The organism is Rhizobium sp. 16-488-2b (assembly GCF_017741815.1).
In the GTDB taxonomy this organism is placed as follows: Bacteria; Pseudomonadota; Alphaproteobacteria; order Rhizobiales; family Rhizobiaceae; genus Rhizobium.
In genome coordinates this window covers 312058-329486 of sequence record NZ_JAGHMF010000007.1, presented here as the reverse complement: position 1 = coordinate 329486, position 17429 = coordinate 312058, and the positions used below count along the sequence as shown (strand labels likewise).

Genomic DNA, 17429 nt, shown 5'->3' with positions numbered 1-17429 from the left:
TCTGTTCCTCTGGGCGCTTGTCGCCGCTTTTGTCCCCTGCTAGTGCCGTGGGCGGCAATCACGAGGAGGATTTTTCATGAAGCAGCATTCTTTCGGCCACCTGCCCCATACGGTGAGCAATATCGGCTTTGGCGCATGGCAGATCGGCGGCGCCTGGGGTGACGTCAGCGAAGCTGATGGACGTGACGCGCTCAATGCGGCGCTCGACGCCGGTATCACCTTCATCGACACCGCCGACGTCTATGGCGACGGCCGTTCGGAAAAGATCATCGCCGATGTGCTCGAGAGCCGTGGCGGCGAGCGCCCGATGGTCGCCACCAAGGCCGGGCGGCGGTTGAATCCGCATGTGGCGGATGGTTACACCAAGGCCAATCTCGAAAGCTTTATCGACCGCAGCCTGAAGAACCTCAAGGTCGACAGCCTCGACCTCGTGCAGCTGCACTGCCCGCCGACGGAGGTTCTTTATCGCCCTGAGGTGTTCGAGGGGCTGAACGAGCTGCAGAAGGCCGGCAAGATTCGCGGCTATGGCGTCAGCGTCGAGAAGGTCGAGGAAGCGCTGAAGGCGATCGAATTCCCCGGCGTGGTCAGCATCCAGATCATCTACAATCTCTTCCGCCAGCGCCCGAGCCATCTGTTTTTCCGCGAGGCGCGGGAGAAAAACATCGCCATTATCGCCCGCGTGCCGCTGGCAAGCGGCCTGCTCTCCGGCAAGATCAGCAGCGCGACGACGTTTGCGAGCGACGATCACCGCAACTTCAACCGCCATGGCGAAGCGTTCGATGTCGGTGAGACCTTCGCGGGCGTTCCGTTCGAGGTCGGCCTGCAGGCGGTCGAAGAGGTTCGCAAGCTGGTTCCCGAGGGCGCCACAATGGCAACGTTTGCGCTGCGCTGGATCCTGATGAGCGATGCCGTCACGGTGGTCATTCCCGGCGCCCGCAACGCCGAGCAGGCGAAGGCCAATGCGGCGGCCGCCAGCCTGGCGCCGCTGACGCATGAGGTGATGGCTGCGAGCCACGAAATCTACGACCGGCTGATCGCGCCGCATGTGCATCAGCGCTGGTAAAAGCTGTATCCCACTCGCAAAACAGAAATGGCCGGGCATCGACCCGGCCATTTCCTTATCTGGGCTTTGCCCGGATTACTTCTTTTCAGCGTAAGCCTTGATGGCGGCGGCGACTTCGGCCTGTGCCTTCTCGGCGTTTTCGAAGCCGTTCAGCTCGACAACCTTGCGCTTGGCCGGCAGCTGCTTGTAGACGCGGAAGAAGGCCTGCAGGCGCTCCTGCTCGATCTCCGGAAGATCAGAGATTTCCTTGATCTTGTCGTAGCTCGGATCGATGTCGCTGGCTGGAACGGCAACGACCTTGTCGTCCTGCTCACCGCCGTCGATCATCTTCAGGAGGCCGATGGCACGAACCTTGATGATGGCGCCCGGAACGACCGGCTCGCGGGTGTAGACGAGCGCGTCCAGCGGATCGCCGTCACCGCCGAGCGAGCTGGTGATGGAGCCGTAGTTGGCAGGATAGATGACCGGCATCGACTGGAAGCGGTCCACGACGATGTGGCCGGTCTTGGCGTCGATTTCGTACTTGGTGAAGCTTCCCTGCGGAATTTCGATCGCCGTGAAGAACTCCTTGCTGTCGTCCTTCGGCTGCGGATAGTCGAGATAGGAAACATAGTCGGAAGCGGCGGCAACGCCGGCCGTGAGAAGAACGGCAGCGGCCGCAGAAATAATGGTCTTCATAAGAGATACCCCCAATTGGCATTGCGAAGAAACGCCCTCCGCCTATGGGGTTTGCATTACAGCGATGTGACATGTGCCGGGCGCTCGGGATCATCCACATGACAATCGCGTGAGCGCCCGGAACAGCGCTTATTCGGCTCCGCGCTCGCGCTTCATCTCGTGGCGCATGAGGAATAGCGAGGCGCAGAGAATCAGGGCGGCGCCGAGCCACAAATAGCCCGCCGGCGCGTAACCGAAGACCAGCCAGCCGGCGAGAACGTTGAGCGGCAGCTTCAGATCGTCGAAGGGCTGGACATAGGCGGCATCGGCGGCGCTGTAGGCGAGCGTCAGAAGGTACTGGGCGATCGCCGTCAACAGGCCGGCCGCGACGAGCAGCATCAGCACCGTGCCTGTCGGCATCGCGAATCCGGCCGCAAAGGCGAGACCGCCGTTGACGGGCGTGAGGAGCACGAGCAACCAGACCGTGATCGTCTCGGGCTTCTCGATCCCCGTCAGGCTCTTGGTGATCAGCGACGAGGCGCCCCAGAGCAGTGCCGACAGGATCGGCAACAGTGCCGCCCAGCTGAAACTGTCCGACCAGGGCTGCAGGATGATCATCGCGCCGGCGAAGCCGCAGGCCGTGGCGCCCCAACGGGCCGCGCCGACCTGCTCGTCCAAAAACAGGCGGGCGCCGAGAATGATGAAGAAGGGCGAGGTCATGACAAGCGCGATTGCCTGCCAGATCGGCACGCTTGCAAGCCCCGCGACCCAGGTCTGGACGCCCAGGGCTGCCAGCACGACACGAACAATGTGGCGCCAGGGATATTGGGTGCGCATCGCAGCCAAGCCGGTCTTCCACAGGAAGGGCAGCGAGAAGACGAGCGCGAAGGCGTATTGCCAGAAGGCGACCGAGGCGGATGGGAAGGCCAGGGTCATCGTCAGCCACTGGGTGACGACGTTCAAAATAGCGAAGGCGATGCCGGCAAGCACCATCCAGCTTGCGCCGGCAAGTGCACGCGATGCGGATATGGAAATCGGGGTAGTCTGATTCATGTCATTCATCCGAACAAAAGGACCAACACAAATCAGGACGCATGAACACGGGTGCCGACGCGGCGGACGATGCCGCCCCGCGTACCCTGCTCATTCTCTTTCATCCGGACTATGACCGTCGGCTCCGGAATTCAACCGGATCTGCTGACCCTTCTCACCTGAGGTAAAAAGGCGCTCGCGGGCTCAAGCTTGCGCTCTTACCGCCGGTGGGGAATTGCACCCCGCCCTGAGAATGATCCATGCGTAGTTGAAAGCCGCGACCGCGGCAAGTCTCGCAAATGCGAAAAGGGTCCGGCTTTCGCCGAACCCTTCGAATACTTGTGCTGCCGGTCTCGTTGCCCGGATGCCAAGCAAATCCAATCAGCCGTTGACGGCTTCCTTCAGGCCCTTGCCGGGCGTGAACTTCGGCACGTTGCGTGCCGGAATGTCGACTTCAGCGCCGGTCGACGGATTGCGGCCCTTGGTGGCAGCGCGATGGGAAACGGTGAAGCTACCGAAACCAGCGAGGCGAACGTCGCCCTTGCCCTTGAGTTCAGCCTGGACAACTTCGAAAACAGCGTCGACGGCCGAAGCGGCATCGGTCTTCGAGAGTCCTGCCTTTTCGGCAACTGCGGACACGAGTTCATTCTTGTTCATGTTTCCACCCCTTTCAAATGGTTCGAAACGACTCAAATCTATAGCCGGGCACGGAATATGGTGCATCAGGCCCGCCGCACCCCAAAGAGCCTGCAAATAAAGGAAAAGCAAGCGTCTCCGTACGGTTTTCACAAAAAAAGGCTGGCAAAAATGCCAGCCTTTTCAGGGTTTTTAAGCAATAGGGCACGAATGTGGCAAACAAGGCTCAATGAGCGATGGAAGTGCCGCTTTCGTCGTGCCCTTCGACCGTTGCGATAACAGGCGTTTCCACCGTGCCATCCCACTCGATCGCCTCCGGTCTGCGGACCAGAGCATGCTTGATCACCTCGCCCATACGGGACACAGGGATGATCTCCATGTTGTTCTTCACGTTATCCGGGATCTCCGCCAAGTCCTTGGCGTTTTCCTCCGGGATCAGAACAGTCTTGATGCCGCCGCGCAGTGCGGCGAGCAGCTTTTCCTTCAATCCGCCGATCGGCAGGACGCGACCACGAAGCGTGATTTCGCCCGTCATCGCCACGTCCTTGCGAACAGGGATACCGGTCATGATCGAGACGATCGCGGTTGCCATGCCGACGCCGGCCGATGGGCCGTCCTTCGGGGTGGCGCCTTCCGGCACGTGGACGTGAATGTCCGACTTGTCGAAGCGCGGCGGCTCGATGCCGAAATCGACAGCACGCGAGCGGACGTAGGACGCCGCCGCAGAAATCGATTCCTTCATCACGTCCTTCAGGTTGCCGGTCACGGTCATGCGACCCTTGCCCGGCATCATGACGCCTTCGATCGTCAGCAGTTCACCACCAACTTCGGTCCAGGCCAGACCGGTGACGACACCGACCTGATCCTCGCCCTCGGCTTCGCCGTGACGGAAGCGCGGAACACCCAGATAGTCCGAAATGTTCTCGGCGGTAACCGCGACCGATTTCGTCTTACCCTTGATGATCTCGGTGACCGCCTTGCGGGCGAGCTTCATCAGTTCGCGCTCGAACGAACGGACACCGGCTTCGCGTGTGTACTGCTGGCTGATCGCCATCAGGGCATCGTCCGAAACCGAGAATTCGTTCGGCTGCAGAGCGTGCTCCTTGATGGCCTTGGGCAGCAGGTGCCGCTTGGCGATCTCGCGCTTTTCGTCCTCGGTGTAGCCGGCGATACGGATGACTTCCATGCGATCCATCAAGGGTGCCGGAATATTCAGCGTGTTCGCCGTCGTGATGAACATCACGTCCGACAGATCGTATTCGACCTCAAGGTAGTGGTCCATGAAGGTCGAGTTCTGTGCCGGATCCAGCACTTCGAGCAGAGCCGACGACGGATCGCCACGGAAATCCTGGCCCATCTTGTCGATTTCATCGAGCAGGAAGAGCGGGTTGGACTTCTTTGCCTTCTTCATCGACTGGATAACCTTGCCGGGCATCGAGCCGATGTAGGTGCGGCGGTGACCGCGGATTTCAGCTTCGTCACGAACGCCACCGAGCGCCATGCGGACATACTCACGGCCGGTCGCCTTGGCGATCGACTGGGCGAGCGAGGTCTTGCCGACACCCGGAGGGCCGACGAGGCACAGGATCGGACCCTTGATCTTGGTCGCGCGAGCCTGGACAGCCAGATACTCGACGATGCGCTCCTTGACCTTGTCGAGACCGAAGTGATCGGCTTCGAGGATCTTTTCGGCGTTGTTGAGATCCGTCTTGATCTTCGACTTCTTCGACCACGGAATACCGAGCAGCCAATCGAGATAGTTGCGCACGACGGTGGCTTCCGCCGACATCGGGCTCATCTGACGCAGCTTCTTCAGCTCGGCATCGGCCTTCTCGCGACCTTCCTTGGAGAGCTTGGTCTTGGAGATGCGCTCTTCCAGTTCGGCCATCTCGTCGCGGCCTTCCTCGCCGTCGCCGAGCTCCTTCTGGATCGCCTTCATCTGCTCATTCAGGTAGTATTCGCGCTGGGTCTTCTCCATCTGGCGCTTGACGCGCGAGCGGATGCGCTTCTCGACCTGAAGGACCGAGATCTCACCTTCCATGAAGCCGAGCGCCTTTTCGAGGCGTGCCTTGACGCTGGTGGTTTCCAGCATCTCCTGCTTCTCGGTGATCTTGATCGACAGGTGCGAGGCAACCGTATCGGCCAGCTTCGAGTAATCATCGATCTGACTGGCGGCGCCAACGACCTCGGGCGAGATCTTCTTGTTGAGCTTCACGTAGCTCTCGAATTCGGACACGACCGAGCGGCTCAGCGCTTCCAGTTCGACCGGATCGTCGTGCGGCTCGTCGAGCACATGACCGAGCGCTTCATAGAAATCCTCGCGGTCGGTGTAGGCGTCGATTTCAGCGCGCGCGCGGCCTTCGACGAGAACCTTGACGGTTCCGTCTGGAAGCTTCAGCAGCTGCAGAACATTGGCGACGGTGCCGACATTGTGGATGGCGGACGGCTCGGGATCATCGTCGCTGGCATTGATCTGCGTGACGAGCATGATCTGTTTGTCCGAGCCCATGACTTCTTCGAGCGCGCGGATCGACTTCTCGCGGCCTACGAAGAGAGGTACGATCATGTGCGGAAAGACCACGATGTCGCGCAGGGGCAATACTGGATAAGCGGTGCTCGCAACTGACGTTTTCTTCGTCATTTTATTTCCTTTCCATCGTCCCGTTGCCGGGCTCTTCTGGCGCGACCGTTTGGGACCGGCCGCACTCTCACTTGGATTAACAAGTGGAGGTTCTGACTATGCTTTTCAAGCTGCCACATGGCCCGTGTCCGCTTGGACATGACAGCTATGCTACAACGGAACACCTCACTATGTCGCGCCTAGCTGGACCGGCGCTGACCATTTCCGAACCGGCTAAAATACAACGCCGAAACACACCAACGGAATCATTGCATAATTGCCAAGGGCGGATGAATTCGCAACGGCAACGAACGTGGTTTCAGGCGTCATCAGCAAGTTTTATCGGCATTTGGAGGTGCCGCGAACGGTTTTTCAAATAGAAAGGGGCCTGCCAACGGCAAGCCCCTTAAATTCACGGTTCGTATCGCGCTGATACTTAGGCCGAGGCGTTGGCCTTTTCTTCCTGGCGATCCGCGTAGATGTAGAGCGGACGCGAGGAGCCGCGGACGACTTCGTCGGAAATGACGACTTCGCGCACGCCTTCGAGCGTCGGCAGTTCGAACATCGTGTCGAGCAGGATCTTTTCCATGATCGAACGGAGGCCGCGGGCACCGGTCTTGCGGGTGATCGCCTTGCGGGCGATTTCGCGAAGGGCGTCCTCGTGGAAGGTCAGCTCGACGTCTTCCATCTCGAACAGGCGCTGGTACTGCTTGACAAGCGCGTTCTTCGGCTCCGACAGGATCTGGATCAGTGCGTCCTCATCGAGGTCCTCGAGCGTCGCCAGAACCGGCAGACGACCGATGAACTCGGGGATCAGGCCGAACTTGACGAGATCTTCCGGCTCCAGTTCGCGCAGCACTTCGCCGACGCGACGGTCATCCGGAGCGGCAACGCTTGCGCCGAAGCCGATCGAGGTCTTTTCGCCACGGGCCGAGATGATCTTGTCGAGACCGGCAAAGGCGCCACCGCAGATGAACAGGATGTTCGTGGTGTCGACCTGCAGGAATTCCTGCTGCGGATGCTTGCGGCCACCCTGCGGCGGTACGGAAGCGACCGTGCCTTCCATGATCTTCAGAAGCGCCTGCTGCACGCCCTCGCCCGAAACGTCGCGGGTGATCGACGGGTTGTCGGACTTGCGCGAGATCTTGTCGACTTCGTCGATGTAGACGATGCCGCGCTGTGCGCGCTCGACGTTGTAGTCGGCAGCCTGCAGAAGCTTTAGGATGATGTTTTCGACGTCTTCACCGACATAGCCGGCTTCGGTCAGCGTCGTGGCATCGGCCATCGTGAAGGGAACGTCGATGATGCGGGCGAGCGTCTGGGCAAGATAGGTCTTGCCGCAACCGGTCGGGCCGACCAGCATGATGTTCGACTTCGCAAGCTCGATTTCGCCGTTCTTGGTGGCGTGCGCGAGACGCTTGTAATGGTTGTGAACGGCAACGGACAGGATCTTCTTCGCCTGACGCTGGCCGATGACGTATTCGTCGAGGACCTTGATGATGTCCTGGGGCGTGGGAACGCCATCACGGGACTTGACCATCGAGGACTTGTTTTCCTCGCGGATGATGTCCATGCACAATTCGACGCATTCATCGCAGATGAAAACTGTCGGTCCGGCAATCAACTTGCGGACTTCGTGCTGGCTCTTTCCGCAGAAGGAGCAGTACAGGGTGTTCTTAGAGTCGCCGCCGTTGCTGCCGCTGACTTTGCTCATATCACTTTCCTTCCAGCACGCCGCATTTCAAGGTGAAAGTGCGGTCAACTCATTGGCCTGCCCCACTTGGAGCTACAGCCGGCCAAGGCCGTCAAGGGGTACGAACCGGGTCCAGACTAGGCCGTCTTGGCCCCGGCGGCAACGAACTCCCCTTCGAAGCCAAATGCTATGTCATAAAAATTCAACATAGCATTAATACTTGAGAATGGTTCACCCGCCACTCGGTTTATTCCCTAGTTCGATCACAAATGAGATAGAACTGTGGCGGGGAAAACACCATCCCTAGTTCTGACTAGGCGCAGCGCCTTCGATCTCAACACGAGACGTCAGGACCTTGTCGATCACGCCCCAGTCCTTGGCTTCCGCCGCATCCATGAAATGGTCACGGTCTAGCGTCTTTTCAACTTCCTCGTAGGTCCGGCCCGTGTGCTTGACGTACACTTCGTTCAGGCGGCGCTTCATCTTGAGGATGTCGCGTGCGTGACGTTCGATGTCCGAAGCCTGGCCCGAGAAGCCGCCCGACGGCTGGTGAACCATGATACGCGAGTTCGGCGTGGCGAAGCGCATGTCCTTGTCGCCGGCCGCGAGGAGCAGCGAGCCCATGGATGCGGCCTGGCCGATGCACAGCGTCGACACGGCAGGCTTGATGAACTGCATCGTGTCGTAGATCGCCATGCCGGCGGTGACGACGCCACCCGGCGAATTGATGTAGAGCGCGATTTCCTTCTTGGGGTTCTCGGCTTCGAGGAAAAGCAGCTGGGCGCAGACGAGCGTCGCCATGTGATCCTCGACCGGACCCGTCAGGAAAATGATGCGTTCCTTGAGCAGGCGCGAATAAATGTCGTAGGAGCGTTCACCGCGATTGGTCTGTTCCACAACCATCGGCACGAGGGCCATAGCGGTATCGACTGGGTTTCTCATGTGCGTCCTTTGTCAACGTCTTTCCGGCCCGACGCCGGGAATCAAAGAAAATGCCTTATCCCTACATAGAACTTCCCTACCCTTCTCTTCAAGACGCGCCTTGGGATAACGTTAAGACGGTGGGAAACCATGCCTGTTTTCATGGGCCCTCTGTAGGGAGATTCTTCAAAACCGTCATTAACGGCGGAGGGCCATACTCCCGGCTCACAGCTTTTCTCTTCAGCAAGATGAAGAAATGCTGAATTCGTCCAGTATGGGACGCCTGTCATTTACCTCGTGGAAAGCCTATCGCCAGATAACCGACGAGGCCCGTGGGCTGCCGCTCCGCGATTAACAAAGTCGCCAGCTTATTTAGCGAGGATGCGGCCATACAAGGGGTATTGCCGTGTTCAATGTTACGACAGGACTGGCCATTTGGTGCTCCGAGGCTATGACGCTCGCGCTGGTCGCGTTCATTGCCTGGCGCCACAATGTCCGAGACAAGACTTATTTTTATTGGGGCTGGGGTTTTGCACTCAGCGGCATCGGATTTGCATTGGTCGCGTTGCGCGGCCACGTCCCGAGCTACCTGTCGATCGAGGTGGGCAATACCATCGCGCTTGTTGGCCAGAGCGCCTGGGTGGCGGGATATCTGGCGCTTGACCGGCGCAAGATCGAATGGTGGGTGCTTTTACCGCCGGTCGTCTGGCTGGCCGGCGTGTTCCTGCCCTGGGTGCACGACGACTACCCGAACCGGGTCGCCCTCTACAATCTCGCTTCGGCAACGGGCGCGACGGCGCTGACCATGGCGGTCAGCTCGCCTGGGCTCAACCGAGAATCGGCGCGCGCCAAGCTCGCGGTCATGTCTATTCTGCAGGCCTGCGTCTGTTTTATCGCCGCCGGCGCGATCGCCGTGCTATCGCCGGGTGATATGGAAGCAGCCAATATCGCGGGGCTCGCGGCCATGGGCACGGCGCTGATGCTGACGCTCGCCTGCGCGCTGACGGTTCGTCTCATCATGGAGCGCTCGGAGCAGAAATTGCGTATTCTCAGCCTCACCGACACGCTGACAGGTGTTCTCAATCGCCGCGGCCTGTTTGCACAGTTCACGCGCATCCAGACGAAGGCGTTCGACGAGAACCGCCAGGTCGCCGTTCTTCTGTTCGATCTCGACAATTTCAAGCGCATCAACGATCGCTTCGGCCACCAGGGCGGCGATGCCGTACTGACGGTCTTTGCCCGCATGGCGCAGCAGTTTACGCCTGCAGGCGTGTTCGGCCGCATGGGTGGCGAGGAATTCGGCGCGTTCGCAAGCGTCGCCGACCAGACCGAGGCCGAGGCGCTGGCCGAGACGATCCGCACCGAGTTCTGCCGCGTTCCCGTCAGCACCGGCGACGCCATCATTCCGGCCACGGTCAGCATCGGCGTCGCCCTTGCCTCGCCCATCGAGGCCAACATGGACAAGCTGGTATCGGCAGCCGACCGCGCGCTCTACGCCGCCAAGGCCGCGGGTCGCAACTGCACCGTCACCTTCGGCGAGGCCGAGGCGGCAGCGCCGCCACCGCCGGAAGAAAAGCCGGATCACACGACGGGCGAGCTCGTGCCGACGCTCGACGACCAGATCCATGCGCTGCGTCGTGTGGGATCACTTGGACGCTGACAATAGGTTGTGCTCTCTTCCCGAGGTTGGGCAAATCCGCTAAGCCTCGGGCATGATCACATTGCCTTACATGTCCATTGACCCTGCTGCGCGCCGCGTCTCTATCGATGCGCGCAGCCCCTTGTTCTACAGCAATCCCAATGCCGCATACGCGGCATTGCATACCCACTGTCCCACATTTTACTGGGAAGAGCAGAAGCAGTGGTTCTTCACCTCATATGACCATGTGAACGCGCTGTTGCGCGACCGTCGCTTCGGCCGGCAGATCCTGCATATCGCCAGCCGCGAGGAACTGGGGCTTCCCGAGCCCGACCAGCACGTCGTCAATTTCGACCTTGCCGAACGCTATTCCCTGCTTGAGCTCGAGCCGCCAGAACACACGCGACTGCGCACGCTTGTCAACCGCGCCTTCGTTTCGCGCCACGTCGAGAAGATGAAGCCAGAGCTCGAGGAACTCGCCAACCGGCTGATCGACCAGTTCGAGCACAAGGGCGAGGTCGAGCTGCTCTCGGCCTTCGCCGACATCATCCCGGTCACGATGATCGCGCGGATGATCGGCATCCCCGAGGAGATGGGGCCGCAGCTCCTCAAGTGGTCGCATGCCTATATCCGCATGTACCTCTTCGGCCGCACCCGCGCCGACGAGGATGGCGCTGAAAAGGCCGCGAAGGAATTCGCCGACTATGTGAAGACCGTGATCGCAGAGCGCCGAGCCAACCCGCGCGACGATCTTTTGACGCACATGATCCACACGGAACACAAGGGCCAGTATCTGACCGAGGACGAGCTCGTCTCGACGACGATTGTGCTTTTGAATGCCGGGCATGAGGCGACGGTGCATCAGATCGGCAATTCGGTGCGGATGATCCTCGACAGCGGCTTTTCGCCTTCAGAACTGTTCAAAGACGAGGAAACGACGGAGCGAACCGTAGAGGAATCGCTGCGTATCTGCGCACCGGTTCACATCTTCCAGCGCTGGGCGCTGGAGCCGGCCGAAATCGACGGCATATCGTTCAAGCGCGGCGACAAGGTGAGCCTGATCCTGGCCGCGGCCAATCTCGACCCGCTGAAGTTCACCGATCCGCTGACCTTCAAGCCGGATCGCCGCGAGGCGGCAAACCTCTCCTTCGGCGCCGGCATTCACTTCTGCATCGGCGCGCCGCTGGCGCGGCTGGAGCTCAACGTGGTGCTGCCAATCCTGTTCGAGCGCCTGCCCGGCCTGAAATTGGCCAAGACGCCCGAGGTCAAGGACGTCTACCATTTCCATGGTCTCGACCGGCTCGATCTCAGCTGGCCCTCTCGGTGACAAGCGACCAAATAAAACGACCGCGCTCCCTTTCGGGAGCGCGGCCATCCGCCTTGGGAGGCACAGCTGCCTGTTAACGGCAGGCTGTTCTTTGGTTTGTTTGCCTTACTCGGCGGCCTGCAGCGTCGGAACCGGCTGATCGAGCTCTTCCGGCAGTTGGCCGGCCATGGCGGCGGCGAACTTTTCCTGGTCGAGTTCATTTTCCCAGCGGGCCACCACGACGGTGGCGACAGCGTTGCCGACTAGGTTGGTCAGTGCGCGGCATTCCGACATGAAGCGGTCGATACCGAGGATCAGCGCCATGCCGGCGACCGGCACCGAAGGCACGACCGACAGGGTCGCGGCCAGCGTGATGAAGCCGGCGCCGGTGATGCCTGCAGCACCCTTGGACGACAGCATCGCAACAAGAAGCAGCAGAATCTGGTCGCCTAGCGACAGATCGATGCCGGTTGCCTGGGCGATGAAGAGTGCCGCCAGCGTCATGTAGATGTTGGTGCCGTCGAGATTGAACGAATAGCCGGTCGGGATGACCAGGCCGACGACCGAGCGCTTGCAGCCGGCGCGTTCCATCTTCTGCATCAGACCCGGCAGCGCCGCTTCCGACGAGGACGTGCCGAGGACGAGCAGCAGCTCTTCCTTGATGTAGCGGATCAACGACAGGATCGAGAAGCCGTTATACTTCGCAACCGCACCCAGCACGACCAGCACGAAGAGAAGCGCGGTGATGTAGAAGGTGAGGATGAGATAGGCGAGATTGGCGACCGAGCCGATACCGTACTTACCGATGGTGAACGCCATTGCGCCGAACGCACCGATCGGGGCAGCCTTCATCAGGATGGCGACGAGGCGGAAGACTGGAGCAGTGAGCGCGGTCAGGAAATCCGTGACCGGCTTGCCCTTCTCGCCGACCATGCCGAGCGCGATGCCGAACAGGACCGAGAAGAACAGAACCTGCAGGATGTCGCCCTGGGCGAATGCGCCGACGATGGTTTCCGGGATGATGTTCATCAGGAAGCCGGTGATCGTCGTTTCATGCGCCTTGGTGGCGTAGGTCGAGACTGCCTTGCCGTCGAGCGTGGCCGGATCGATGTTCATGCCGGAGCCCGGATGCAGCAGGTTGCCGACGATGAGGCCGACGATGAGCGCGAGCGTCGAGAAGACGATGAAATAGAGCATCGCCTTGCCGGCGACGCGGCCGACCTTCTTCAGGTCCGACATGCCGGCAATGCCGGTTGCGACCGTGAGGAAGATGACCGGTGCGATGATCATCTTGACGAGGCGGATAAAGGCATCGCCGAGCGGCTTCAGGCTAGCGCCGAAATCAGGCCAGAAATGGCCGATCAGCATGCCGGCGATGATGGCGACGACGACCTGGAAATAGAGATGTCGGTAGAACGGCATCTTGATCCGCGGCTCGGCGGCTGGAATTGCAACACCCATAGTGTCCTCCATAAAGCCCCCAAACCTGACCGGCCTCCCGGGGCAACTGCGTTTCAATCAACAGCCTTCCGGCTATTCGCAGCTACATTGCAATGACCGTGCCAGTTTCCGCGCGCCGCAATATCGCCATGATTCAAAACAGTTTTCTTTTCAACTGAAACGTCGCCGGAGCTTGATTGCGCGAATTATCGCACAATTTCATTTGACGAATGTGCGAAAATCCGCACATTGAATACCATGCCAAATACGCCGAGCATTCCGGGGTTTGAGACCATCGACGACGTCGATCGCAGGACGCGACGCGGCTGGATCCTCTTCGTTACGCTCTCAGCCGCCTTGCTTGTCGCAGCCCTGATCGGTGCGGCACTCTACGGGCGCAGTTCGTCGATCAACGCGCTCGCGGCCCAGAGCCAGACCGATGCCAGCCTGAAGGTGGCGCTGCTGACGGCCGTGCTTGAGCGCCCGCGCGCGCTGCCATTGCTGCTCGCCGAGGACCAGCAGGTTCTGAATGCGCTGTCATCCACCAGTGTCACCGATATCGACATATTGAACCGCAAGCTCGAGCGGCTGGTGACGGGCACGCAGGCCGCCGTGCTCTATGTCATCGGCACCGATGGTCTCGCCATAGCGTCCAGCAACTGGCGCGAGCCGATCAGCTTCGTCGGCAACGACTATACGTTCCGCGACTATTTCAAGCGGGCGATGCAGCAGGGAACGGCGGAGCATTTCGCGCTCGGCAGCGTCAGCAAGCGTCCGGGGCTCTACATCTCGCGCCGGGTCGGCAGCGCCGACGCGCCGCTCGGGGTCGTGGTGGTGAAGCTCGAATTCGACCAGCTTGAGACCGACTGGCGCGACACGCGCCGGCCGGTCTACGTGACCGACGAGCACGGCGTCGTGCTGATCACCAGCATCCCCTCATGGCGCTTCATGACGGCGATGCCGGTTCCGCAGCAGGAGCTCGCCGCCATCCGCGAGAGCCTGCAATTCGGCGACGCGCCGCTGACGCCGCTGCCGGTCGTCAGGCCCAATATCATCGACCCCAAGACATCGCTGGTTTCAGCGATCCTTCCCGGCAGCAGTGCGGCGGAATATCTGCGCCTCTATGCCGCTGTACCGACGACGCCTTGGCGGCTGGAATATCTGGTGCCGACAGAGGCAGCCGTTGCCTCTTCCGTGCGGGAGATGCGCTTGCTCTCGCTCGCCGTGCTGGTGCCCATCCTCGCGGTCGCGGCGTTCCTGCTCAGGCGCCGGCAAAGTGCCGCCATGCGCATCGCGATCGAATTGTCGATGCGAGAGGAGCTCGAGCGGCGGGTCGTCGCCCGCACCGAGGATCTGAGCCGCGCGCGCGACCGTCTGCAAGAAGAGATCGCCGACCACCGGAACACCGAATCCAGGCTGCAGGTCGTGCAGCAGGAGCTTGTCCAGGCGAACCGGCTTGCCATTCTCGGGCAGGTCGCGGCCGGTGTCGCGCATGAGATCAACCAGCCGGTCGCGACCATCCGCGCCTATGCTGATAATGCGCGCGTCTTCCTCGACCGCGAACAGGCCGAGCCGGTGAAGGAGAACCTCGGCGCCATCGCTGCGCTGACCGAGCGGATCGGTTCGATCACCGAGGAGCTGAAGGCCTTTGCGCGCAAGGGGCGGACGGCACCGGAGCCGGTGGAGTTGCGTGATGTGATCGAGGGCGCCGTGGTACTGCTCAAGAGCCGCTTTGCCGGACAGTTGCAGGCGCTCAGCATCAAGCTGCCGCCAGCAGGATTGCAGGTTCTCGGCAATCGGGTTCGGCTCGAGCAGATCCTGATCAACCTGTTTCAGAACGCGCTGGAAGCTCTTGAGGGCCGCAGCGATGCGCGGGTGGAGATCTCGGCGGTCGCAACGGATGAGGACGTCGAGGTCATCGTCGCCGATAACGGCCCGGGGATACCCGCCGCCATCCTCGCCTCGCTGTTTACGCCCTTCAACACTTCCAAGGAGAAGGGCCTCGGCCTTGGTCTGGTGATCTCGAAGGACATCGTCGCCGACTACGGCGGGCGCATCGAGGTCTCCAGCAGCGACCGGGGAACCAGCTTCATCGTGCATCTCGTGAGAGCAAAGCCATGACAGACGCCGCATCCATCTTCCTCGTCGATGACGACAAGGACCTTCTGCGCGCCACCAAGCAGACGCTGGAACTGGCGGGCTTCTCCGTTTCCGCCTTCTCCTCGGCGGTCGATGCGCTTGCGGCGCTGACGCCGGATTTCCCAGGGATCATCGTCTCCGATATCCGTATGCCGCAGATGGACGGGCTGCAGCTGTTCGACCGTGTGCAGCGACAGGACCAGGATCTTCCCGTCATCCTGGTCACCGGCCACGGCGATATTCCGATGGCGGTGAAGGCGATCCAGCAGGGTGTGTATGACTTTATCAGCAAGCCCTTCCCCGCCGACCGGCTGGTGCAGAGCGTGCGCCGGGCGGTGGAGAAGCGGCGTCTGGTGCTGGAAAACCGAGCACTGCGCAAGGCAAGCGAACAAGTTCGCGACGACCTGCCGCTGATCGGCCAGACGCCGGCGATGGAGCGGCTGCGGCATACACTGCGGCAGATCGCCGATACCGATGTCGACGTGCTTGTGACCGGGGAAACCGGCAGCGGCAAGGAAGTTGTCGCAAGCCTGCTGCATCAGTGGGGGCGGCGCAAGGCCGGGAATTTCGTGGCGCTCAATTGCGGCGCGCTGCCGGAGACGGTGATCGAGAGCGAGCTGTTCGGCCACGAGCCCGGCGCCTTTACCGGCGCGCAGAAGAAGCGTGTCGGGCGTATCGAGCACGCCAGCGGCGGCACGCTGTTTCTCGACGAGATCGAGAGCATGGCGCCGTCAACGCAGGTGCAGATGCTGCGCGTGCTTGAAATGCGAGAGGTGACGCCGCTTGGGACCAACGAGGTGCGGCCGGTCGATCTGCGCGTGGTCGCCGCCGCCAAGGTCGATCTCGGCGATCCCAGGCAGCGCGGCGAGTTCCGCGAGGACCTCTATTACCGGCTGAATGTGGTGACGATCTCGATCCCGCCGCTCAGGGAACGGCGCGACGACATTCCGCTGCTCTTCGGCTATTTCGCCGAGCGGGCGGCGAAGCGCTTCAAGCGCGACATGCCGGTCGCGTCATCCGCCGTGCACCGGCATCTGCAGGATCACGACTGGCCCGGCAACGTCCGCGAGCTCTCGCATTTCGCCGAACGCTTCGTGCTTGGCGTGCAGCAGTTCTCCGGCAGCGCGTCAGAGCCGAAGCCCAGCGACCTCGGCGAGGGTCTGCCCCTGCCCGATCGGCTGGATCGCTACGAGGCAAGCATCATCCGCGACGTGCTCGACGCCAATGACGGCGATGTGCGCAGGACGATCGCGGAACTCGGCATCCCGCGAAAGACCTTCTACGACAAGCTTCAGCGCCACGGCATCGTGCGTGCCGACTTCGCGCCGAGCGACGAGCGAAACTAACCCGCAGTCACACCGTAGCGCGCTGCCGGCTTGCTGTGCGAGAGGTTGGGCCCAAGCGCCAGGCGCGCCGCCGTTGCGGCATCGAGATCGCCGCTATCGGGCAAGGACGGGATGGTGACCAGCTCGCCCTGATCGAAACCCGCAAGCGCTGCGTCGACCATGTCGGTCACGTCCATGACCATCGATGCCGGGATATGATCGACCGAGCGGCCGACGCGCTCGAAGATTTCCGTGCGGGTCAGGCCGGGCATGACCGCCTGAACCTTGACGCCCTTTTCCGCGACTTCCGAATGGATGGCCTGGGTGAGGTTGAGGACGAAAGCCTTGGTGGCGCTGTAGGTGCCGTTGAAACGCTCCGGAATATAGGCGACCACCGATGCGATGTTGATAATCGCGCCCCTACCCCGCGCCGCAAAGGCCTGCGCGGCGGCAACAGCCAGCCGGTTGGCGGCAACGACGTTCAACTCGATCATCGTCTCAAGATAATCGATGTCATCCTCCACGAGCGTGCCCTTGGGGCCGATGCCGGCATTGTTGACCAGCAGGCTGATGTCCGCGTCTTCGCGCAAGCGCTTCTCGACAATCCTGACGTCGGCGCGATCGGTGAGGTCGGCCGGCAGGACGCTCACCTTCACACCGGCCTCACCAATCAACCGGTCGGCCAGCGCCTGCAGGCGCGCGGCATCGCGGGCAACGAGAACGAGATCGTAGCCGCGCTTGGCGAGACGATCGGCATAGGTGGCACCGATGCCGGACGAGGCGCCGGTGACGAGTGCGGTTCCGAGAGCAGCGGTGGACATTGCGGCATTCCTTCCTTGTTTGAACTCGCCCTGACGGATTTGGGGGCGCGTTGAAATTTACTGGTATATACCACTATATTTGGGCAACGGATAGGCGTGCGCAAGAGGTGCTGCAAAAGATGTGTCGTTTAGCGGTT

At 61.3% G+C, this 17429-nt stretch carries 13 protein-coding genes and 1 riboswitch; of the genes, 5 read left to right on the top strand and 8 right to left on the bottom strand.

The window, feature by feature from the left end; all coding sequences use genetic code 11:
- The first annotated feature begins 76 nt into the window (after positions 1 to 76).
- Entirely contained in the window at positions 77 to 1063 is a 987-nt protein-coding gene (locus tag J5286_RS07870) for an aldo/keto reductase (RefSeq protein ID WP_209189857.1), read from the top strand.
- A gap of 75 nt (positions 1064 to 1138) precedes the next feature.
- On the opposite strand, the gene J5286_RS07865 is transcribed toward J5286_RS07870, so the two are convergent.
- The 6 genes from J5286_RS07865 to clpP all read right to left on the bottom strand — a co-directional run bounded on the left by J5286_RS07865 (position 1139) and on the right by clpP (position 8643).
- Entirely contained in the window at positions 1139 to 1741 is a 603-nt protein-coding gene (locus tag J5286_RS07865; protein WP_209189856.1) for an inorganic diphosphatase, read from the bottom strand.
- Positions 1742 to 1870: 129 nt separating this feature from the next.
- On the bottom strand, positions 1871 to 2773 hold the full coding sequence (locus tag J5286_RS07860; RefSeq protein ID WP_209189855.1) for a DMT family transporter: 903 nt from the start codon (positions 2771 to 2773) through the stop codon (positions 1871 to 1873).
- An 88-nt stretch (positions 2774 to 2861) separates the two neighbouring features.
- A riboswitch (FMN riboswitch) is annotated at positions 2862 to 3011 on the bottom strand.
- Between the two features lie 122 nt (positions 3012 to 3133).
- Entirely contained in the window at positions 3134 to 3409 is a 276-nt protein-coding gene (gene hupB / locus J5286_RS07855; RefSeq protein WP_018900220.1) for a DNA-binding protein HupB, read from the bottom strand.
- A gap of 205 nt (positions 3410 to 3614) precedes the next feature.
- Positions 3615 to 6029 carry an endopeptidase La gene (gene lon, locus J5286_RS07850; RefSeq protein ID WP_209189854.1) on the bottom strand — a complete coding sequence of 805 codons (2415 nt, stop codon included), beginning with the start codon at positions 6027 to 6029 and terminating at the stop codon, positions 3615 to 3617.
- A gap of 415 nt (positions 6030 to 6444) precedes the next feature.
- The gene (gene clpX / locus J5286_RS07845) at positions 6445 to 7722 is read right to left on the bottom strand and encodes an ATP-dependent Clp protease ATP-binding subunit ClpX (protein ID WP_018900222.1); all 1278 of its coding nucleotides are present in this window, start codon (positions 7720 to 7722) and stop codon (positions 6445 to 6447) included.
- A 282-nt stretch (positions 7723 to 8004) separates the two neighbouring features.
- A complete protein-coding gene (gene clpP / locus J5286_RS07840; protein ID WP_026283311.1) occupies positions 8005 to 8643 on the bottom strand; it encodes an ATP-dependent Clp endopeptidase proteolytic subunit ClpP in 639 nt (212 codons plus the stop codon).
- Positions 8644 to 9028: 385 nt separating this feature from the next.
- Between clpP and J5286_RS07835 the strand changes: the two genes are divergently transcribed.
- Both J5286_RS07835 and J5286_RS07830 read left to right on the top strand, forming a co-directional pair.
- Positions 9029 to 10282: a GGDEF domain-containing protein gene (locus tag J5286_RS07835; protein ID WP_209189853.1), complete on the top strand. Its 1254-nt coding sequence runs from the start codon at positions 9029 to 9031 to the stop codon at positions 10280 to 10282.
- Between the two features lie 52 nt (positions 10283 to 10334).
- A complete protein-coding gene (locus J5286_RS07830; protein WP_209189852.1) occupies positions 10335 to 11588 on the top strand; it encodes a cytochrome P450 in 1254 nt (417 codons plus the stop codon).
- A gap of 105 nt (positions 11589 to 11693) precedes the next feature.
- Here J5286_RS07830 and J5286_RS07825 read toward each other — a convergent pair whose 3' ends face one another.
- Positions 11694 to 13028, bottom strand: a complete 1335-nt coding sequence (locus J5286_RS07825; protein ID WP_280638450.1) for a dicarboxylate/amino acid:cation symporter — start codon at positions 13026 to 13028, stop codon at positions 11694 to 11696.
- A 237-nt stretch (positions 13029 to 13265) separates the two neighbouring features.
- On the opposite strand from J5286_RS07825, the gene J5286_RS07820 reads away from it, so the two are divergent.
- Together J5286_RS07820 and J5286_RS07815 are read left to right on the top strand one after the other, a co-directional pair.
- On the top strand, positions 13266 to 15128 hold the full coding sequence (locus J5286_RS07820; protein ID WP_209189963.1) for a sensor histidine kinase: 1863 nt from the start codon (positions 13266 to 13268) through the stop codon (positions 15126 to 15128).
- The gene (locus J5286_RS07815; protein ID WP_209189851.1) at positions 15125 to 16492 is read left to right on the top strand and encodes a sigma-54-dependent transcriptional regulator; all 1368 of its coding nucleotides are present in this window, start codon (positions 15125 to 15127) and stop codon (positions 16490 to 16492) included. The genes J5286_RS07820 and J5286_RS07815 overlap by 4 nt, the downstream gene beginning before the upstream one ends.
- On the opposite strand, the gene J5286_RS07810 is transcribed toward J5286_RS07815, so the two are convergent.
- A complete protein-coding gene (locus J5286_RS07810) occupies positions 16489 to 17292 on the bottom strand; it encodes an SDR family NAD(P)-dependent oxidoreductase (RefSeq protein WP_209189850.1) in 804 nt (267 codons plus the stop codon). The two genes, J5286_RS07815 and J5286_RS07810, sit on opposite strands and share 4 nt — an antisense overlap.
- Positions 17293 to 17429 lie beyond the last annotated feature (137 nt).